Source organism: Acidovorax sp. SUPP3434, from assembly GCF_030159015.1.
Classification (GTDB): domain Bacteria; phylum Pseudomonadota; class Gammaproteobacteria; order Burkholderiales; family Burkholderiaceae_C; genus Paracidovorax.
This window is the reverse complement of sequence record NZ_BQXL01000003.1, coordinates 302,209-322,327: the sequence shown is the minus strand read 5'-3', so window position 1 is coordinate 322,327 and position 20,119 is coordinate 302,209. Positions and strand designations below refer to the sequence as shown.

At 71.7% G+C, this 20,119-nt stretch carries 15 protein-coding genes and 1 pseudogene; 10 read left to right on the top strand and 6 right to left on the bottom strand.

The window, feature by feature from the left end:
• Nucleotides 1-432: 432 nt before the first annotated feature.
• Entirely contained in the window at nucleotides 433-1,338 is a 906-nt protein-coding gene (locus tag AVKW3434_RS07825) for a methyltransferase domain-containing protein (protein WP_284405402.1), read from the bottom strand.
• 37 nt (nucleotides 1,339-1,375) lie between these two features.
• Between AVKW3434_RS07825 and AVKW3434_RS07820 the strand changes: the two genes are divergently transcribed.
• Entirely contained in the window at nucleotides 1,376-2,098 is a 723-nt protein-coding gene (locus tag AVKW3434_RS07820) for a ComF family protein (RefSeq protein ID WP_284405401.1), read from the top strand.
• Between the two features lie 81 nt (nucleotides 2,099-2,179).
• Complete coding sequence (gene trmL / locus AVKW3434_RS07815) at nucleotides 2,180-2,641, top strand: tRNA (uridine(34)/cytosine(34)/5-carboxymethylaminomethyluridine(34)-2'-O)-methyltransferase TrmL (RefSeq protein WP_272565035.1); 462 nt, start codon at nucleotides 2,180-2,182, stop codon at nucleotides 2,639-2,641.
• A 24-nt stretch (nucleotides 2,642-2,665) separates the two neighbouring features.
• Here the strand turns inward: trmL and AVKW3434_RS07810 are convergent, their stop codons facing one another.
• Nucleotides 2,666-3,631, bottom strand: a complete 966-nt coding sequence (locus AVKW3434_RS07810; RefSeq protein WP_284405400.1) for a LysR family transcriptional regulator — start codon at nucleotides 3,629-3,631, stop codon at nucleotides 2,666-2,668.
• A 209-nt stretch (nucleotides 3,632-3,840) separates the two neighbouring features.
• Between AVKW3434_RS07810 and AVKW3434_RS07805 the strand changes: the two genes are divergently transcribed.
• Nucleotides 3,841-4,155, top strand: a complete 315-nt coding sequence (locus AVKW3434_RS07805) for a DUF4148 domain-containing protein (RefSeq protein WP_284405399.1) — start codon at nucleotides 3,841-3,843, stop codon at nucleotides 4,153-4,155.
• 98 nt (nucleotides 4,156-4,253) lie between these two features.
• Here the strand turns inward: AVKW3434_RS07805 and AVKW3434_RS07800 are convergent, their stop codons facing one another.
• The 3 genes from AVKW3434_RS07800 to AVKW3434_RS07790 form a co-directional block, all read right to left on the bottom strand.
• A complete protein-coding gene (locus AVKW3434_RS07800; protein WP_284393360.1) occupies nucleotides 4,254-4,718 on the bottom strand; it encodes a MaoC family dehydratase in 465 nt (154 codons plus the stop codon).
• 65 nt (nucleotides 4,719-4,783) lie between these two features.
• The gene (locus AVKW3434_RS07795; protein WP_284405398.1) at nucleotides 4,784-5,401 is read right to left on the bottom strand and encodes a nucleotide-binding protein; all 618 of its coding nucleotides are present in this window, start codon (nucleotides 5,399-5,401) and stop codon (nucleotides 4,784-4,786) included.
• Nucleotides 5,402-5,543: 142 nt separating this feature from the next.
• A complete protein-coding gene (locus tag AVKW3434_RS07790; RefSeq protein ID WP_284405397.1) occupies nucleotides 5,544-6,182 on the bottom strand; it encodes a LysE family transporter in 639 nt (212 codons plus the stop codon).
• Nucleotides 6,183-6,296: 114 nt separating this feature from the next.
• On the opposite strand from AVKW3434_RS07790, the gene kefC reads away from it, so the two are divergent.
• The 6 genes from kefC (at nucleotide 6,297) to AVKW3434_RS07760 (ending at nucleotide 19,403) form a co-directional block, all read left to right on the top strand.
• On the top strand, nucleotides 6,297-8,192 hold the full coding sequence (kefC, locus tag AVKW3434_RS07785; RefSeq protein WP_284405396.1) for a glutathione-regulated potassium-efflux system protein KefC: 1,896 nt from the start codon (nucleotides 6,297-6,299) through the stop codon (nucleotides 8,190-8,192).
• Between the two features lie 80 nt (nucleotides 8,193-8,272).
• Entirely contained in the window at nucleotides 8,273-12,457 is a 4,185-nt protein-coding gene (locus AVKW3434_RS07780; RefSeq protein WP_284405395.1) for a DUF4132 domain-containing protein, read from the top strand.
• Between the two features lie 52 nt (nucleotides 12,458-12,509).
• On the top strand, nucleotides 12,510-13,655 hold the full coding sequence (locus AVKW3434_RS07775) for an ATP-binding protein (protein ID WP_284405394.1): 1,146 nt from the start codon (nucleotides 12,510-12,512) through the stop codon (nucleotides 13,653-13,655).
• Complete coding sequence (locus tag AVKW3434_RS07770) at nucleotides 13,652-16,132, top strand: DUF5682 family protein (protein WP_284405393.1); 2,481 nt, start codon at nucleotides 13,652-13,654, stop codon at nucleotides 16,130-16,132. The genes AVKW3434_RS07775 and AVKW3434_RS07770 overlap by 4 nt, the downstream gene beginning before the upstream one ends.
• Nucleotides 16,129-17,256, top strand: coding sequence for a vWA domain-containing protein (locus AVKW3434_RS07765; protein WP_284405392.1), 1,128 nt, complete (start codon nucleotides 16,129-16,131; stop codon nucleotides 17,254-17,256). Before AVKW3434_RS07770 ends, AVKW3434_RS07765 begins: the two co-directional genes overlap by 4 nt.
• On the top strand, nucleotides 17,253-19,403 hold the full coding sequence (locus AVKW3434_RS07760) for a YehQ family protein (RefSeq protein ID WP_284405391.1): 2,151 nt from the start codon (nucleotides 17,253-17,255) through the stop codon (nucleotides 19,401-19,403). Before AVKW3434_RS07765 ends, AVKW3434_RS07760 begins: the two co-directional genes overlap by 4 nt.
• A 165-nt stretch (nucleotides 19,404-19,568) precedes the next feature.
• Here the strand turns inward: AVKW3434_RS07760 and AVKW3434_RS24225 are convergent.
• Nucleotides 19,569-19,646 (bottom strand): annotated as a pseudogene (locus tag AVKW3434_RS24225) (DNA-binding protein HU); the annotation flags it as partial.
• Nucleotides 19,647-19,661: 15 nt separating this feature from the next.
• On the opposite strand from AVKW3434_RS24225, the gene AVKW3434_RS07755 reads away from it, so the two are divergent.
• A complete protein-coding gene (locus tag AVKW3434_RS07755; RefSeq protein ID WP_284405390.1) occupies nucleotides 19,662-20,012 on the top strand; it encodes a hypothetical protein in 351 nt (116 codons plus the stop codon).
• The last annotated feature ends 107 nt before the right edge of the window (nucleotides 20,013-20,119 follow it).

Sequence of the window (20,119 nt, the reverse complement as noted above, 5' to 3'; positions counted from 1 at the left end):
GGCGGCGCACAAAGCCATGCGAATTCCAACATCCAGACCGTGCCCAGGCCTTGGGGCGCAATGCCCGGGCCCTTCAGCGCGGCTGGGTTCCACATGAACCCGGTTTCATCGATGCGGAGCACCGGCGGTGCTTCGCTTTTTGTCTCCTGACCTTCAAGGCCCGCGCGGGTTGGCGCGTGCCCTGCACCGTGCAGCATGCCGTTCCCGTGGTCCGATTGCAAGGCCCGCGGCGACATCCGCTGCACAGCCCCGTACAAACCATGAGAAGGTTGGAAGGTTTCGCGCCGACCGCAGAGCCTGCCGCCGACAGGCGGCCTCCCGGCGGGGCCGCGGGGATCGCACCGCGCAGCAGAAGTTCCGGAACAGCACCGCCAAGAATTGTAGCCTGCTGTTGCGACGGATCATGGGGGCCCTGCCCCCGGGAAAACACCCTCAGGCGCCCGGTTTCCTCGCCCCCTGCAGCATGGCGCGCATGTCCTGCAGCGACACGGCGCTGCTCTCGCTCACGCGCAACCGCGGTGCCGGCTTGAAGGCGTGGCCATAGACGATCTCGAAGGTCAGCGCCAGCTGGCCGCCTTCGTTGGGGTCGGCCAGTCGGTCGGCCAGCGCCTGCTCCAGGCGCTCGCGCCAGCGCCGCCCGCGCAGCGCGGGGAAGCGCGCCGGGTGCAGGTTGCAGCCCAGTTCGCGCAACTCCTGCAGCAGCCGGGCCGGGGTGGCGAAGGTGAGCCGGATGCGCTCCATGTCCATCACCGGTTCGGCGAACCCGGCCTGCACCAGCATGTCGCCCCAGTCGTGCATGTCCGTCATGGCATGGCCGGCGGGCGGCCAGCCCAGTCCGGCGTAGACGGCATGCAGTTCGCGCACGGTGTCGGGGCCCAGGCAGGAGAACATGAGATAGCCGTCTACGGCGAGTGCCCGGTGCCACTGGCCGATCAGCCGCTGCGGGTCGGCGGCCGTGTGCAGCGCCATGTTGGACCACACCAGGTTGACGCTGCCGTCCGCTGGCAGGCCGAACTTCGGAGCACGCCCGCCCCAGCGCGAAGGGCTCCACCATGCCGCGCCCAATGCCTGCTCAGCCACCGGCTGGCGGCGCGCCGCGGTTTCCGCCACCTGGCAGGTGGCCTGGGGGTAACGCTGGCGCACCAGGGCATGGGCCTGCAGGCCACCGCGCACCGGGTCCCAGTCGCACCAGGCGGCCGGGGCCTGTCGGATCCACTGGAGCCGGTCGTCCATGCGCCGGGCGACCTCCTCGTGCAGCCAGGGGGAGACGGCGGGAGCGGCGGCGTGCCAGCGGGCCGCGGCGGGCGGGTCGATGGTGGGGGGAAGGTGCTCTGGCATCGTGGGGAACGGGGGTCGCAGCGAGTATATTGAGTCGATGCTCCACAGGCACCTTGCAGGGATATCGCATTGGCTGGGCGCGGCCCTGGGTGCCGTGCCCAGCCAGTGCGCCGTCTGCCATGCCTGGCCCGCGCGGCGCGTCTGCGATGCCTGCGCCACCCGCTTCGCGCAACCGCAGCCGCGCTGCGCGACCTGCGCCCTGCCCGTGCCGGCGGGCGTGGCGCGTTGCGGGCACTGCCTCACCGACCCGCCGCCGCTGGACGCCTGCCTTGCCGCGGTGGACTACGGCTACCCGTGGGCGCAGGCGCTGGCCGATTTCAAGTTCCGTGCCGATCCCGGCTGGGCGCCGTCGCTGGCCACCCTGCTTCGCAGCACGCCTTGGGTGGAACCGGCCGTGGAAGCGGCCGACTGCCTGCTGCCCATTCCCCTGTCGCGCCAGCGGATGAAAGAGCGCGGCTTCAACCAGGCCGCGCTGCTGGCGCGTGCCTTGTCGCCGGCGAAGGCGGATGCCGCCAGCCTGCTGCGCACCCGCGCCACCGAGGCGCAGAGCGGCCTGCCGCGCAAGGACCGGCTGCGCAACCTGCGCGGCGCGTTCGCGCTGGAGCCCGCACGCGCCGTGCGCATCGCGGGCCGCCGGGTGGTTCTGGTGGACGACGTGATGACCACGGGCGCCACGCTGCACGCGGCGGCGCGGGTGCTGCGCGAGGCCGGCGCCGCGCACATCACCGCGGTGGTGGTCGCCCGCACCGACAGCCCCTGACCGGGGCCGATCGCCGGATCTGGATACGTTTGTTTACGAGCTTTCGCGCCGGGTGCGGCGCAGATGCCGACAATAGACGCCATGTTTCATATCGTTCTTGTCGAACCCGAGATCCCGCCCAACACAGGCAACGTGATCCGGCTGGCCGCCAACACTGCGTGCCGGCTGCACCTGATCGAACCCTTGGGTTTTTCCATGGAAGACCGCCTGATGAAGCGCGCGGGCCTCGACTACCACGAGTACACCGAGGTGCAGCGCCACGCGGGATGGACCGCCTTCCTGCGCGATGCCGAGCCGGACGCCACACGCATGTTCGCCATGACCACGCACGCCACGCTCACGGTGTACGAGACCAGCTTCCGCGCCGGAGACTGGCTGGTGTTCGGCGCCGAGACGCGCGGCCTTCCGCCCGAGCTGCGCGAATCGTTCCCGCCCGCCCAGCAGCTGCGGCTGCCCATGGTGCCGGGGCAGCGCAGCCTGAACCTGTCGAACGCCGTGGCGGTCACGGTGTACGAGGCCTGGCGGCAAAACAGCTTCCTTTGATGCGTTGAGGCCCGGGCCTGGCCTTCAGGCCTGCGGTGCGGGCGCCGCCGCGTCCTGGTCCAGGACGCCAGGGGCCTGCAGCGCCTCCTCCACGGACTTGCGCGTGCGGGCGCTCAGAAAATCCAGGAAGGCCCGCGTGCGTGCGGGCATGAACTTGCGGCTCGGAAAGGCCGCGTACAGCGTGAAGCGCCCCGCCGTCCAGGGCGCCAGCACCCGCACCAGTTGCCCACTGCGCAGGTAGGGTGCGGCCAGATCGACCGGCAGCGAGGTCAGCCCCGCGCCATCCAGCGCAGCGCGCAGCAGGGTCTCGATGTGGTTGGTCACGCAGACCGGCTGCACCTCGATGTCGATGGCCCGGTGGCCCAGCAGGGGATCGAACAGGCGCATCACCCCCGGTTTGGTGTCGCTGCGCCGGCGCAGCAGGCACTGGTGCCGGGCCAGGTCCTGCGGCACCTGCGGCGTGCCGTGGTCCCGCAGGTAGGCCGTCGAGGCGCACACCACGCTGTCGGAGCGCACGATGGGCCGGGTGATGACGTTGGAGCCGAAGACTGCGTCGTCGCTCAGCAGCGTGATGTCGAAATCGCCGATGGGCGGCTCCAGCGAGGAATCCACATGGATGTCCAGCACCACCCGGGGATGCGCCCGATGAAAGCCCTCCACCAGCGGCGCGAGGATGTGGACCGCGAGCACCGGCGGCGCGTGCAGCCGCAGCACGCCGGCGATCTCCGAGGTGTGGGCCTGGGCCGCGGCGAAGGCCTCCTCCACGTCGGCCAGGATGGTGCGCACACGGGCCAGGTAGGCCTCGCCGGCATCGGTGAGCGAGACCCGGCGCGTGGTCCGCTGCAGCAGCCGGGTGCCGATGTGGCTCTCCAGGTCGGCAACCAGCCGGGTGACCGCCGCGGCCGACAGGTCCATCGCGCGCGCGGCCGCGGCGAAGCCACCTTCGTCCACCACGGACTGGAACACGCGCATCGTCAGCAATCTATCCATTGCAGGAATGACGGCGTTTCAAGGGCCGCGATTATTTCAATTTTGTTAATTATTCATTGCCAGGAGTGCTGTTTTTCAAAGGGTTAACCCTGCGTACAGTTCAACCCATCGATGAGGAAGCCTGAAGGCGGACCCACCGAGGCAGGACAAGACCGGCCCCCAACAAGACCAGCCTTGCCCGGAAACACCAACCAATGAAGGACACCATCATGAACAACTACCGCACTCTCGCCACCGCTGCCGCCATCGCCCTGAGCGCCTTCGCCGCCCACGCCGGTGTGGAAGGCGACGGCTCCGACTATCCCGCCCCTGTCGCCGCCTCCAGCGCGCTGACCCGTGAAGCCGTCGTGGCCGACCTGGTGGCCGCCCGCCAGAACGGCACCCTGCCCCGCGCCGGCGACTGGTACGACGTGCCCGCGCCCCTGGCCGTCTCCGGCAACGCCACGGTCGTCACCCGCAAGGAAGTGCAGGCACAAACCGTGGCGGCCGCGAAGTCGCGCAACACGGTCAGCGGCGACCACTGATCTGACCGCACGGCGGCCCGGCCGGTTGCGACCGGCCCAGCCCCTCCTCCAAAAAAGGCCCGCAGGTTCGCCCTGCGGGCCTTTTTCATGGGGCGCCTTCAGGGCGCGGCGCCGTAATTGCGCGCCAGGGACTCGGCCACGCACGCGGGCTTGTCGGACCCTTCGCGCTCGATGGTGACCAGCCAGGTCATCTGGATGCCGTCCGGCGCGGCGGGCTCGCAGGCCTGCAGCGTGAGCCGCGCGCGCAGGCGGCTGCCCACGGGCACGGGCGAGGTGAAGCGCACGCGGTTGAGCCCGTAGTTCACGCCCATCCGCGCGCCGGCGATGGCGAACGCCGATTCGAAGAACCGCGGAATCAGCGACAGCGTGAGAAACCCGTGGGCGATCGGCGCGCCGAACGGGCCCTGGGCCGCACGCTCGGGATCGACATGGATCCACTGGTGGTCGCCCGTGGCCTCGGCGAACTGGTCGATCTGCGCCTGGGTGATGGTGATCCAGTCGGTCACCGCCACCTCGCTGCCCACGCAGGCGGCCACTTCGGAATACGTCTGGAAGGTTTTCATGCGCGCACTTTAGGCCGGGGCGGGCCGTGCGCGTTGTCGGGCACGCGACAGCCGCGCGCGCCGGCCTACTGGTCGAGCCAGTCGCAGATGCCCTGCCACTGCTCCAGGTCGCGCGCCACGCGGCTGGCCGAGACGTCGAAGACCGACAGGCCCTGCGCGGCCAGATGGATGTAGTTCTGCGTGTCGCGCAGCCGGCCCAGCACCGGCAGACCCAGGCTTTCGACGAACTCGCCCAGCTTGTCGGCCGCGATGGTGCGGGCATCGACCCGCATGCCGACGATGCCGATCTGCACGTTCGCCGCATGGCGGCTTTGGGCCAGCTCGTCCAGGAAGCCGCGGATGGCGAAGATGTCGAACACGCTGGCCTGCAGCGGCACGATCACCTTGTCGGCCAGCTGAAGCACCGACTTGAGCTGCGCGCCGTGCAGGCCTGCGGGCGTGTCCAGCACGGCGTGGGTGGCCTCCTTGGGCGGGCGGCCGATGGCGTCGGGCTGCACGGGCCAGTCGCCGATGGGCCGCACGGCCGGGGACCGCAGCCCACGCCAAAGCCGGGACGACTGCTGCGGGTCGGCGTCGCCCAGCACCACGGCGTGGCCCTGGCCGGCGAAATAGCCGGCGATGTTGGTGGCGAGCGTGGATTTGCCCACGCCGCCCTTGGGATTGGCCACTGCGATCACTGGCATGCACGCCTCCTGGGTGTCAAAAGTTGGGTTGGCGGGGGCGATGGTAGCGCCGCCCGGCGCCGGACTGGGGAGTATGAGTCAAAAACCCCTTCATCGCATATTCCACTAGGGCGTATTGCTATATTTTTTATAGCGAACGAATTCAACCGTGCTGGGCCCCGCGCTTGACGAAGAAGAGCCCTGTGCCCACGGCCATCAGCAGGCCGCCGAACACGCGGTTCTGCGCGCGCACCGCGCGGGCGTTGCGCAGCAGGCGGCGCATTGCGCTGGCGCCCGCGGCATAGCCGTGCATGACGGCCATGTCCACCGCCACCATGGTGGCCGCCATGGCGAGCAGTTGCGTCCACAGCGGGCGCGTGTCGGTCATGAACTGGGGCAGCACGGCGACCATGAAGATGATGCCCTTGGGATTGGTGGCGTTGGTCAGAAAGCCCGTGAGGCAGCGCTTTTGCCACGGGCCGGCCGGCGCGGCCTCCCCGCCCGGCAGGGACGACGCATCGCCCGAGCGCCATTGCGCGATGCCGATGTAGATGAGGTAGCACGCGCCCAGGATCTTGACCGCGCTGAACGCCGTCTCGGACGCCAGCAGCAGCGAGCCCACACCCGCCCCGGCGATCACCAGGATCAGCAGCAGCCCCAGTTGCAGCCCCAGGATGGTGGCGCCCGTCTTTCGCACGCCGTAGGTGAGCCCGTGGCTCATGGACAGCACGGCGCCGGAGCCCGGCGAGATCGCGATGAGGCAAGCCGCCGCCAAAAATGCCAGCCAGGTGTGCAGGTCCATGGGTACGCCGGAAAAGAAAGGAAAGAAGATGAAAGGATCGGGAGCCGCCGATCTTACCGATGCAAAATTGCCGAGGTCCCTTCACCGCCTCTCTCTCCACCCCATTCCTTCTCCATGGCCCACGCACCCACCTGGCTCACCTACGGCTTCCTCTACCTGGGCGCGGCCGTGCTCGCCGTGCCCATCGCGCGGGCGCTGGGGCTGGGAGCGATCATCGGCTACCTGGCCGCCGGCATCGCCATCGGCCCCTGGGGCCTGGGCCTGGTGAGCAACGTGCAGGACATCCTGCATTTCGCCGAGTTCGGCGTGGTGCTGATGCTCTTCCTCGTCGGCCTGGAGCTGCAGCCCAGCCGGCTGTGGAGCCTGCGGCGCCCGATCTTCGGGCTGGGCAGCGCGCAGGTGCTGGGGTGCGCGGCGCTGCTGTGGCTCGTGGCGTGGGCCTGCGGCCTGCCATGGCGCGTGGGGCTGGTGGGCGCGCTGGGGCTGGCGCTGTCGTCCACGGCCATCGCGCTGCAGTCGCTGGGCGAGCGCAACCTGATGCGCACCGACAGCGGGCAGAAGGCGTTCTCGATCCTGCTGTTCCAGGACGTGGCGGCCATTCCCATCCTGGCGCTGCTGCCGCTGCTGGGCGCTGCCGCCACGGCCGGCGCGGCGCCCCATGCCACGCCCGAACTGCTGCTGGAGGTGGGCAAGATCGTGGGCGTGGTGGGCGGCATCGTGCTGGGCGGACGGCTGCTGCTGCGCCCGCTGCTGCGCTGGATCGCCAAGAGCAGGACACCGGAGATCTTCACCGCCGCCTCGCTGCTGCTGGTGGTGGGCATCGCCTGGCTGATGGTGATCGTGGGCCTGTCGATGGCGCTGGGCGCCTTCCTCGCCGGCGTGCTGCTGGCCGACAGCGAATACCGGCGCGAGCTGGAGGCCGATATCGAACCCTTCAAGGGCCTGCTGCTGGGGCTCTTTTTCATGGCCGTGGGCATGTCCATCGACTTCGGCGTGCTGATGCGCTCGCCCGGGTTGATGGCCCTGGTGCTGCTCGGTTTTCTGGTCATCAAGGGCGTGGTGATCTACGCACTGGCGCGGGCGACCGGCACGCCGTACCAGGAGCGGCCCGTGATGACGCTGCTGCTGGCGCAAGGCGGCGAGTTCGCGTTCGTCGTGTTCCAGGCGGCATCGACGGCGGGCGCGCTACCGGCCGAAACCGCGTCGCTGCTGATCGGCGCCGTGGCGCTGTCGATGCTGCTGTCGCCGCTGCTGCTGGTGCTGCTGGACCGCGTGCTGCTGCGCCGCTATGCGCGGCTCAGGACCGATGTGCCGGCCGCGGCCGAGATCTCCGAGCCGCAGGAGGCGCCGGTCATCATCGCGGGCTTCGGGCGCTACGGGCAGATCGTCGCGCGCACCATGCTGCTGCAAGCCGTTCCAACCACCGTGCTGGACCACAGCGTGGAGATGCTGGAGGTGGCCCACACCTTCGGCTACCGTGTGTTCTACGGCGACGCCACGCGGCTGGAGCTACTGCGCATCGCAGGGGCCTCGCAGGCCCGCATCCTGGTCATCGCGGTGGACGACACGAGCCAGTCCGTCAAGATCGCTGCATTGGCGCGCGCTCACTTTCCGCAGTTGAAAATCGTGGCCCGCGCCCGCAACATGAGCCATTGGAACGCGCTGCGCGATCTGGGCGTGGAGCACGTCGAGCGCGAGCTGTTCGAGTCCAGCCTGAAGACCGCCCGCACGGTGCTGGAACTCATGGGCCTGCCGGCGCAAGAGGCCCAGCGCGTGGCGGACCGGTTCCGCCAACACAACATCGACCTGGCCAACCGCATGTACCCGCACCACAAGAACCAGGAGAAGTTCATCGCCGTGGCGCGACAAGGGCGCCAGCAACTGGTAGAACAGATGGCCAAGGAGCGGCAGGAAGCCGCATCCGCCGCGGCGGACGCGGGCACTCCTGCGGACGCCGCAGGCCATGCCCCGCCCGCGCAGCGCACCGGCCTGCCGCCGGGCAGCGCCTGACTTTTTCGACCGGCTCCGTGGCCCGGGCCGCGGCCGCCGGCCATCCCCCAAGACCCGTTTGCGAAAGGACACACGAACCCATGCGCCGTTTCGAACTGATCGAAGGAAACTCCAGCAAATTCTGGGAGATCGAGCCCTCCGGCTCCGACCTGAACATCCGGTGGGGCCGCATCGGCACCGCCGGCCAGAGCCAGACCAAATCGTTCGCCGACGCCGCGAAGGCCTCGGCGGCGCTGACCAAGCTGGTCACCGAGAAAACGAACAAGGGCTACAGCGAAGTCGGCGTGGCCCCGGGCGCCGCCATCGGTGCCTCGCCGGCGCCCGCCAAGACGCCCGCGCCCCAGGCCGCTTCCAGGCAGGCGGCCGCAGATGGTGCCGAGCGCTCCGCCACCGCCAGCGCTTCTGCACCGGCTCCCGCCCCGGCGGAAAGCCTGGATGCGCAGTGCGATCGTGTCTTAGCAGCCTTCTGCACGCAATTGGCCGAGGGTGCGGTGAAGGTGGAAGACGTGTTCTCGGCCGCGGTGCTCAAGCGCCAGCACGGCGTGAGCGACCAGGGCGCCTCGATGGCGTTCGAGCGCCTGAAATCCGAAGGCCTGCTGACGGGCTGGGGCACGACCGCGCAGGTCGGCAAGCGCGCGACCGCCCTCGCCCAGGCCCTGCTCGCCGAAGCGGCCGCTGGGGCCGAGACCACCCCGCCGGCCGCAGCGCCCACCGATGCCGCGGCCGGTGACGGCGAGCCCGGCGCGGTGCCGCCCTGGCTGGCCCAGGGCGACCCCGTGCGCCTGCCGTCCCAGATGGAGCGCGAGGCCTATGCCTCGCGCCGTTTCCCACAGGAAGCGAAAGCCGCTGCACTGCCCCAGGCATGGCAGCGCGTGCGCAGCAACTGCGACTTCCTCGTCGACCTGCCCGCCACCGATGCACCCCTGCGCGATCCGCTGCAGCGCACCATCGACCGCCTCGCCCGGCCCACGGCCGAGGCCGATGCAGAGGCCGACACGGCACTGCTCGCGCTGGCCCTGGCCAGTTCGGGCTACTACGGCGAGAACGAACCGGCCGCCGCCATCGTGGACTACCTCGTGGCGCAGTACGGACTGCCCGGGGCCGTCGACATCCTCATGGCAGCGCAGCGCCTGGAGACGACCAACGATTACGACTCGACCACCAAGAAGCGCCGTGCGCACCTGTCCACCACCGTGACCCGCGCGATGAGCAACGGATGGCGCGGGCCGTTGGGCCAGGGCGAGGAAGCCTTCCGCCGCCATCTCGCGGCCGCGCCACAGGCCGAGTGGGAGGTCTGCGCGGACCGCATCGAGGCCGCCCTGCCCTCCCTGCACCCGAGCCGGCAGCCGACGATGGCGCTGCTGCTGCCCGACCGGCCGGCGGTTTCCGACGCGTTGGCGCACCGGCTCGCCGCCGAGAAGGAGGTGCCCGACACCCTGCACTGGCTGATGCTCACGGCCACCGACCCCGCCGCGATCGCGTTGGCCGCGAAGACGCGGCTGGGCTACTCCGAGGGCTTCTGGGGCAACCGGCGCATGGTGGCGACGGCCGTGCGCGAACGCGGCACCGGCGCGGTGGCGGTTCTGGAACGCGGGGCCGCCGAGGAGGCCGCCGGCGAAGCGCTGGCCACCCTCGGCACGCCCGAGGCCGTGCATGCGCTGGCCAAGGCCGCCAGCAGCTCCAAGGGCGCGCTGGCGCGCCTGTCCCTGGCGGCGGACCGCTGGCCGCTCGCGGCGATCGCGGCCCTCTCGCGGCTGGTGGCCGCGGACGGAAAGGACGCCGGCCTGCTCACGCCCATGCTCTCGCGCCTGCTGCGTGCGCACGGGCAGAGCGTGCCGCTGCTGCGCCCCTGGCTGGATGCCGCCGCGCAGGCCGCCGTGGACCGGCAGCTGGCCCTCCTCACCGGCCCGGCCGAGGTGGCCGCCCGCGAAGAATTGCCGGCCGTGCTCGCCGATCCGCCCTGGCTTGCGAAGACCGCGCGCAAGACCGCGGCGGCGCTGGCGCTGGAGCCGCTGCCGCTGCCCCCCGTCGAGGAATGGGCGCCGGGCGAACGCGAAGAGGCGCAGCGTCTCAACTCGTGGCATCTCAACCGCTTTGCGAAAGCGGCGCAGGACGTGCTGGAGATGGTGGATCTGCTGGGCTTCGACACGAACAGGAAAAAGCAGCTCGCCCCCCTGGCCGAGGACGCCGCGCGCGCCATCCGGGCGGGAGACGCCGACGCGCTCATCGCGGCATGGCGCGCCATGCTGGCCGAGCGCAAGCGCGAGCGCTACTACTGGTATTCCTTCGACTGCGTGGCCGTGGCCACGCTGCCTCCAGCGCTTGCCGTGCCGTTCTGGAATGCCGTGGCGGGCGAGGCCGAGGGCTACGGCGTGGGCCATGCGATCGCCAAGCTGGGCCTGCCCGCGCTGCCGGCGCTCACCGCCATGGTGCGCGCGAAGCCGGCCGAGAACCTGGCCTGGGCGATGCACTACGGTGCCGTGGAGATCGCCCCCACGGCCGCGCGCGCGTTCGCCAAGCTCAAGACCGCGCGCGACACCGGCCGCGCCTGGCTGCTGAAATACCCCGAGCACGCGGCCTGTGCGCTCATCGCGCCGGCCCTGGGCAAAGCGGGCGAGGCGCGCGACTGCGCGGGCGCCGCCCTGCGGCTGCTGCATGCGCAGGGACACGGGGCCCTCCTGATGGAGGTGGCCGGCCGCTACGGTGACGACACGGTCCTGCAGGCGCTGCGCACCGTGCTCGACGAAAGCCCGCTGGACCGCTTCCCGACCAAGCGCGCCAAATTGCCCGAATTCTGGCAGCCGCGCGGCTGGCGCCGCCCGGTGCTGCAGGACGGCCCGGGCCGCGGCAAGGCGCTGCCCGACGAAGCGCTCGACGCGCTCGGCCAGATGCTGACCTTCCCCACGAGCGAGGAGGTTTATGCCGGCATCGCCGTGGCGCGCGAGGCCTGCACGCCCGATTCGCTGGCCGACTTCGCATGGGATGCGTTCGGCGCCTGGCTCGAAGCGGGCGGCCCGTCGAAGGACGGCTGGGCGCTGACCGCGCTGGGCCTGCTGGGTACCGACGACACCGCCCGCCGGCTCACGCCCTTCATCCGCGCCTGGCCCGGCGAGTCGGCCCATGCGCGCGCCGTCACCGGGCTGGACGTGCTCGCGCAGATCGGCACCGACGTCGCGCTGATGCTGCTCAACGGCATCGCACAGAAGATCAAGTTCAAGGGCCTGCAGGACAAGGCACGCGAGAAGATCGCCGCCATCGCCGAGGCGCGGGGCCTGAGCCCCGAGGAACTGGAGGACCGCCTCGCGCCCGACCTGGGCCTGGACGCGCAGGGCACGCTGCGGCTCGACTTCGGTCCGAGGGCGTTCAAGGTGGGCTTCGACGAGACGCTCAAACCCTATGTGCGCGAGGTCTCGGGGGACGGCAGCGACGGCGCGCGCCTGCCGGACCTGCCCAAGCCGAAGAAGACCGACGACCCCGACCTCTCGGCGCAGGCCGTGGAGCGCTTCAAGCTGCTCAAGAAGGACGCGCGCACCATCGCCAGCCAGCAGTTGCTGCGCCTGGAGGTGGCCATGTGCGCGCGCCGGCGCTGGACGCCGCAGGTGTTCCGCACCTTCCTCGCCGGCCACCCGCTCGTGCGCCACATCGTGCAGCGCCTGGTCTGGGGCGTGTACGAGGTGCCAGATGGCGGCAGCTACGGCGGCCGGCTCGCGGCCTGCTTTCGCGTGGCGGAAGACGGCAGCACCACCACGGCCGAGGACGACCCGTTCGATATCCCGGAGGGTGCGCAGGTGCGCATCGGCGTTCCGCATGCGCTGGAACTGTCGCCCGAGGACGCCGCAGCCTTCGGCCAGATTTTCGCGGACTACGAGCTGCTGCAGCCGTTCCCGCAGATCGGCCGCGACACCTACACGCTGACCGAGGCGGAGAAGGCGGACATCAAGCTCTCGCGCTGGACCAAGGCCAAGGTGCCCACGGGCCGCGTGCTGGGCCTGGTCAACAAGGGCTGGCGCCGCGGGCAGGCGCAGGACGGCGGCGGCATCTGGTACTTCACCAAGCCGCTGGGAGCCGCCCATGTGATCGAGTTGCACCTGGACCCCGGCATCATCGTGGGCATGGTGGACGAGTACCCCGAGCAGGAACTGGGCGAGGTGCAGGTGGGCAAGCCTTCCGCGTGGGGCGAGTTGCAGAATGCCGAGCCCATCGGCCGTCTGGACGCCATCTCCGCCAGCGAGCTGATCCGCGACCTGGAGGGGCTTCGCGCCTGACCGGCCATCGCATGGCTGCCCCCTGCCTTTCCCATCCCTGACCGACCGCACCATGGCCATCTCCCGCAAAACACCACCTCCCGGCGAAGCCGCAACCGCGGGAGTCCCGCTGCAGCGGCCGCCTTCCGAAATCCTCCATGCCGCGGAACTGGAGCGCCTGCGCGCACAGGACACGGACCCGCGCCCGCCCGGCTGGTCGCTGGGCCTGCGCGCCGCGCGGGCCTTCATCCTGGGCGATGCGGCGCTGGGCATCGCCCCCAAGATCGTCGCGCCCGTGGCAAGCATCGAACGCATGCTGGTCACGCTGGCCACCGGCCGCGGGCTGATGCTCGTGGGCGAGCCCGGCACGGCCAAGTCGCTGCTGTCGGAGCTGCTCGCCGCGGCCGTCTCGGGCATCTCCACGCTGACCATCCAGGGCGGCGCCTCGACCACCGAGGACCAGATCAAGTACGGCTGGAACTACGCCCTGCTCATCAACGAAGGCCCCAGCCCGCGCGCGCTCGTGCCCGCACCGCTCTACCAGGGCATGCAGCAGGGCCGCATCGTGCGGTTCGAGGAGATCACGCGCGCGCCGCTGGAGGTGCAGGACTGCCTGCTCGGCATGCTCTCCGACCGCGTGATGGCGGTGCCCGAGCTGGCGGGCGAACACGCCATGCTCTACGCCCGCGAGGGCTTCAACATCATCGCCACGGCCAACACGCGGGACCGCGGCGTGAACGAGATGAGCGCCGCGCTCAAGCGCCGCTTCGACTTCGAGACCGTCTTCCCGATCCTCGACTTCGACCGGGAGCTGTCGCTCGTGCAGGACGCCAGCGCGCGGCTGCTCGCGCAAAGCGGCATCCCGCACGCCGTGCCGGCGCCGGTGCTGGAGCTGCTCGTGTCCACCTTCCGAGACCTGCGCGGTGCACCGGCCGACGGCCAGCGCGGCGCGTCGCCCGATGCGGCCATGGACCGCCTGAGCGCCGTGATGTCCACCGCCGAGGCCGTGAACGTGGCCCACGCGGTGGGCGTGCGCGCCTGGTTCCTGGAGCGGCGCGAGGGCTCGCCCGCCGACCTGGTGGACTGCATCGCCGGCACCATCGTCAAGGACAACGCCGACGACCGCGCCAAGCTGCGCCGCTATTTCGAGCAAAAGGCCGCCAAGCGCACGGGCGGGCACTGGCGCGCGTACTACGAAGCGCGCCACCGGCTGCCGTGAAGGCCGGCACGGCGCCGCCCGCCGACCCCGTCATCCTCGGCGTGCGCCACCACAGCCCCGCCTGTGCGCGGCTGGTGGCGGCGCGCATCCGGGCGCTGCGGCCCGCGTTCGTGCTGATCGAGGGGCCCGCGGATTTCAACGACCGGCTGGACGAGCTCTACCTGCCGCACCGCCTGCCGGTGGCGATCTACAGCTACCTGGCGCGCGGCGGCACGCACCGCGGATCGTGGACGCCCTTCGCCGATCACTCGCCCGAATGGCAGGCGCTGCAGGCCGGGCGGGAAGCCGGCGCGCAGGTGCGCTTCATCGACCTGCCCGCCTGGCACGACGCGTTCGCCCATCTCGAGAACCGCTACGCCGATGCGGCCGATGCCGAGCACCAGGCGCGGGCCGAGGCCTACGAGCGCGCGCTGGCGGACAAGCTCGCGGTGCAGGGCCGCGACGCGCTCTGGGACCACCTCTTCGAAGACGCAGGGCCGGAGGATGCGCAGGCCGGCTGGGAGGCCAGCGATGGCCTGGCGCTGCGCCTGTCCACGTACTTCGGCCACCTGCGCGGCGAGGGGGAGGCGGGTTCGCTCGGCAACCAGGCGCGCGAACAGATGATGGCGCGCTGGATCGCCTGGGCCATGGCGCAGGACCGCGGCGCCGTGCTGGTGGTGTGCGGCGGCTACCACGCACCCGCGCTCGCGCGGCTCTGGCGCGAGATGTCCCCCGGCGAGCCGGAGACGCCGCAGCCCGCGGAAGACCCCGAAGACACTATCAAAAATATAGCAAACCAACCAATTACCACTAAGGCATCGGCACGATTTGGCTCTTACATCGTGCCCTACACCTTCCGGCGGCTCGATGCCTTCGCGGGCTATGCGTCGGGCATGCCGTCGCCGCAGTACTACCAGTGGCTCTGGGAGCACGGGGCCGAGGGCGCGGCCCGCGAGTTGCTGCGCGGCGTGGTGCAGCGCCTGCGCGAGCGCCAGCTGAGCGCCTCCACCGCCGACCTGATGGCCGTGCATGCGCGCGCGCTGGGGCTGGCGCGGCTGCGGGGGCACCGCCAGCCGTTGCGCTCGGACTGGCTCGACGCCCTGGCGGGCGCCTTGGTGAAGGAGGCGCTCGACGCCCCCCTGCCCTGGACCTACCGTGGCCCGCTGCGTGCCGGCACCGCCCCGGTGCTGGTGCAGGCGATGGACGTGCTGGCCGGCGACACGGCGGGCCGCCTCGCACCGGGCACGCCGCAGCCGCCGCTGGTCGCGGCCGTGCGGGCTGAGCTGGCCGCGCAGGGCCTGCCGCTGCGTGGCACCGTCACGCTCGACCTGCTGCAGGAAGGCGACCGCGCCAGGAGCCGCGTGCTGCACCGGCTGGCGTTGCTGCAGTTGCCGGGCGTGGTGCGCACGCGCGGCCCGGCGATGGCGCTGTCGGGCGAACGCGGCGAGGCCTGGAGCCTCAGCGAACCGCTGGAGCAGCAGGCCGCGCTCATCGAGGCGGGCGCCTGGGGCGCCACGCTGGAAGACGCGGCGCGGGCGCGCCTGGAAGACCGCCTGCGCCAGGCACGCGGGCGCATCGCGCCGCTGGCCGAAGGCCTGAACAGCGCGGCCTGGGCCGGCCTTGCGGACCTGAGCGACGGGCTGCTGCGGGACATCGGCGACGCCATCGCGCAGGAGCCGCGTTTCGAGGCGCTGGCCCCCGCGCTGGGGCTGCTGCACACGCTGCTGCGCCACGGCCAGATGCTCGGCATGGCCGGCGCACCCGTGCTGCGCATCGCGGTGGAGGCCGGCTTCGACCGCGCGCTCTGGCTGCTCGAAGCCCCCGCCGCGGTGGCCACCGCCGACACCGAAGACCATCTGCAGGGCCACCGCGCGCTGCAGCGCATCGTCGCCGACACGCTGGCCGACCTGGAAGACGGCACGCCCCATCCGCTCGCGCTGGAACCCGCGCGCGCCCTCGCGGTATGGCAGCGCAAGGCGGCCGACCCGCAGGCCGCACCGGTCAGCCGCGGCGCGGCGCTGGGCGCGGTGCTGGCGCTGTCGGGCCGCCTGGGCGGTGGCTCGGAAGGCGGCGATGCCGCCACCCCCGAGGCCGGCGTGCAGGAAGCCATGGACCTGCTCGCCGCCATGACCGCCGCCACGCTGGGCGACGCCCTCGCCGGCCTTTTGGCGCTGGCGCGCGAGGCGCTCGCCACCGAACCGGCCTTCGCCGCCGGCATGGACCGCCGCATCCGGGCGCTGGACGACGAAGACTTCGTGCAGGCCCTGCCGGCGCTGCGGGCCGCCTTCGCCTGGCTGCCACCGCGCGAGCGGGGCCAACTCGCCGGGCAGGTGCTGTCGCTGCACGGCGCGCAGCACCTGCCGCGCCGCACCCTCACGGCCGCGACCCCGGGCGCCCTGCCCCCCGAAGCACTGGCCCGTGCCCGCGCCGGCGAAGCCGCGGCCGCGGCGCGGCTGGCCGCGTGGGGCATCGACGCCGGCACCGGAGCCCCTGCATGACACCGCTGACCATCCCTGACCCCCTGCAGCGCTGGCGCCTGTTGCTCGGCGAACCGGCGGAACCCGCGTGCGGCGCGCTCGGCGATGCCGCGCAGGCGGCCGATGCGGCGCTCGAATGGCTCTACGGCCGCGACAGCGATCGCGCCGAGCGCGGCGAGCGCAGCGCGGGCCTGGGACCCTCGGCGCTCAGCACGCCGGACTGGATCAACACCATCCACACGCTCTTTCCCAAGGAAGTGATCGAGCGGCTGGAACGCGATGCGGTGGAGCGCTACGGCATCGACGAAGTGGTGACCAACCTGGAGGTGCTGGAGCGCATCGAGCCGTCCGAATCGCTGCTGCGCGCGGTGCTGCACACCAAGCACCTCATGAACCCGCAGGTGCTGGCCGCCGCCCGCCGGCTCGTGGCCGAGGTGGTGCGGCGCATCATGGAAAAACTCGCCACCGAAGTGCGCCAGGCGTTCAGCGGCAGCCGCGACCGGCGCCGCCTCTCGCGCATGAAAGTGGCGCGCAACTTCGACTTCCGGCGCACCCTGCAGGCCAACCTGCGGCGCTGGGACGCGGCGCGTGGCAAGCTCTACGTGGAGCGGCCCATTTTCATCAGCCGCACGCGGCGGCATGCCGAGCCGTGGGACATCGTTCTGCTCATCGACCAGAGCGGGTCGATGGTGGACTCCGTCATCCACAGCGCGGTGATGGCCGCCTGCCTTTGGCAGCTGCCGGGCATGCGCACGCGACTGGTGGCCTTCGACACCCAGGTGGTGGACCTCACGGCCGATGTGTCCGACCCGGTGGAGCTGCTCATGAAAGTGCAGCTGGGCGGCGGCACCGACATCGCCCGGGCCGTGGCCTATGCGCAATCGCTCGTCGCCAACCCGGTCCGCACCATCGTCGTGCTGGTGAGCGATTTCTACGAGGGCGGCGACCCCGGAGAACTCGTGCGCCGCGTGAAGGCGCTGACCGGCGCGGGCGCGAAGGTGCTGGGCCTGGCCGCGCTCGACGCGCAGGCCGAGCCCGCCTACGACCGCGAGATGGCCGCGCGCCTCGTGAAGGAAGGCGCGCAGGTCGGCGCCATGACCCCGGGCCAGCTCGCGGGCTGGCTGGCCGAGAAGGTGCAGGCATGAACGCGCCGCTGCGGGCCGACCTGCTCGAACTCACCCCGGAGGCGCTGACGGCGCTGGCCAACGCGGGCTTCGTCAAGCGCGCGCAGAAGGACGTGGCGGCCAATGTGCTGCCGCGGCTGGAGACCGAACCCGACGGCACCGTGCGCGCGGAATTCGACGACGGCGCGCGCACGCGCCTGCCGCCGGGCCGCACGCTGCGCGATGCCGCATGCACCTGCGCCGCGAGCGGCATGTGCCGCCACCGCGTGATGCTGGTGCTGGCCTATCAACAACGGCACGGCACGGCGAGCGCCCCTGCGGTCGATGCGTCCACGGCCGCAGCGCCGCCCACGGAATCGGGGGGCGCCTGGAGCCCCGCGCATTTCGACGACGCGGCGGTGTCGGCCAGCGTGGCGACCTCGGTGCTGGAGCAGGCCGCGCGGCTGGCGGCCTCGCGCCCCGTGGTGGCGGTGCAGCCGTGGCAGGGTCCCGCCGCGCCGCCCACGGCCCGGTTGCCGATGTGCACCGTGCGGTTCTTCTCGCGCAGCTCGCTCGTGCATGCGCGCTGCGACTGCCAGCAGGGCAGCGGCTGCGCGCATGTCGTGGTGGCGCTGTGGGCGTTCCGCGCCGCGGGCGATCTGCCCGCGGGCGGCGACGAAACCATGGTGGAAGTGCCGCCGCGCGCGGGCACCGGGCAGGCCGGTGCCGGCACCGATGGCGGCAGCGGCACCGCGGCGGCACCCGCGCAGTTGCAGTCCCCCGAGGCGCTGCGCCTGCGCGAGGCGCTCGATGCGGTGCTGCTGTCTTTGTGGCTCGACGGATCGGCCCAGCCCACGATGGCCCTGGCAGCGCGTTTCGAAGCGCTGCGCGCGCAGGCGCAGGCCCTGGGCTGGCGCTGGGTGGACGACGGCATCGCGGAGCTGTGGCTGCTGCTGCAATCGCTGCAGGCCCGCAGCAGCCGGCACGACCCGCTGCGTCTGCTGGCCGTGGCGGCCGAGCTGTGGGCGCGCCCGCGTGCCGCGGTTCACGCCGAGGCCGTGGCCGCGGACAGGACGGGGGCAGCACGCCCCGCGCTGCATGCCAGCCAGATCCTGGGCACGGGCGTGAAGGGCGAGGTCGCGCTGGACCACATCAAGCTCGTCTCGCTGGGCGCCGCGCTCTGGTCCGACGCAGCCGCCGAAGGCGCCAACGTGCTCTTCGCCGATCCGGACACGCAGACCGTGACGGTGCTGGAACGCCAGTGGCCGCGCGGCGAAGGCGCCGGCGGACCCGCGCAGGCCCTCGCCGGACGGCGCGTGGCGGGGTTTCCGCTGCGGCAGATCGCGACCGGGCAGGTCATCACCAAGACCGCCACGCGCCGCGCCAACGGCCTCATCGACATCACCGCCGGGGCGCGCCAGACCGGCGTGATGCCGCTCTCGCCTGCGGCCTGGGACGAGCTGGCCCCGCCCTTGCGCCAAGCCAGCGTGCCAGCGCTGCGCGAGCGCCTGCGCGCCGCGCTTCCCGATTTCGTGCAGCCGCGCCAGGCCGCCACCGGCGCGGCCAGCGGGGCATCGGGCGCGCTGCATGTGGTGGCGCTCGAAGGCGGCATGCAGGTGCAGGACTGCGAGTGGGATGCCGCCGAGCAGTTGCTGCATGCGCGCATCGTGGACGCGCAGCACGAGGACGCCGGGCCTGCACTGCACCTTGCGCTGCCGCACCGTGCGGCCGCGCCGGGCGCCGTGGACGCGCTGGCCCGCGCGCTGGCGGGCGAATGGGGGCCGCTGCGCGCGGTGGCCGGGCCGGTGGCGCTGCGCGGCGGCGAGGCGGTCATGCAGCCGCTGGCGCTGCTCACCCAACAGCGCGCGGTGGTGCCGCAGATCGAGCCGCCCGCCGCACAGCCGCTGGCTTTGCGCACCTGCGCTGATGTGCCAACGCCCCTGCAGGCCCTGCTCGATGAAACCTTGCAATCGCTGGCCCAGTGGCTGCGCCAGGGCCTGCGCCACCAGCCAGGCGGGCTGGACGCACGCGCGCAGTCGCAGGCGCGGCAGCTACGGCAAGGCGGCCTGGACCGCAGCGCAGAGCTGCTCGAAAGCCTGGGCGAGCACCTGCGCTCGGCCGACCGCGCACCGCTGCTGGCCGCGCTCTCCACGCTGGCACTGCTGTTGCAGGCACAAAGCGGCGGCTAGGGCGGCGGCAAGACCGCGCGGGCGGCCCCTGCAAGTGGGTGCCAGCGCATCAGGGCACGCACGCCGCGCGGCCGACATCGGCGGAAGGTTTTTGCTTTGTCGTCGTGGCTTGGGTCCAGGTGGCTTACCACTGCTCCCAGCAGGGGCAGCAGAAAGCCGGCTGGCTCAGTTCAGCACATCCTTCAGCGGCTTGCTCGCGGTGAACTTCGGCCCCTCGCTAGCCTTGATCTTAAGGGCCTTGCCCGTCTTCGGATTTCAATGTTCGCGCGAGGATTGCAGGCAGGCCGGCCGTTCCAGGGCGCGCCGCGCCATCTGCTGTGGGACAGCAGTGCCAACACGTCGGCGGCAGTTCGCTCGCGGCTGGATGTGCTGGAAGCGAAACACATCACCGATGAGGTTGGAAACAGCCGCGCCAAGGGCTGCGTGGAGAACCGCAACAACATCGAGGAGACGCAGTTCGAGAGCCGACTGCGGTTCGAATCCGTGGAAAACGTAGACCAGCTCAACGGTGCTGCGTTCGCTTGGACCAAGCCTACTGCGCCAACCCGATACCGGGCACGGACATGGGAATGGACAGGCGCCCCGCTGCCGCGGTGTACCAATCGGTAACGTAGTGACAACCGCAGGCCAGTCCGCGTGCCGGCCATCAGGATGGCCGGCATGCGGCCGGTGCCGAGCCACTTGTAGAGGCTGTCATGAGTCACGTCCATGCGGTC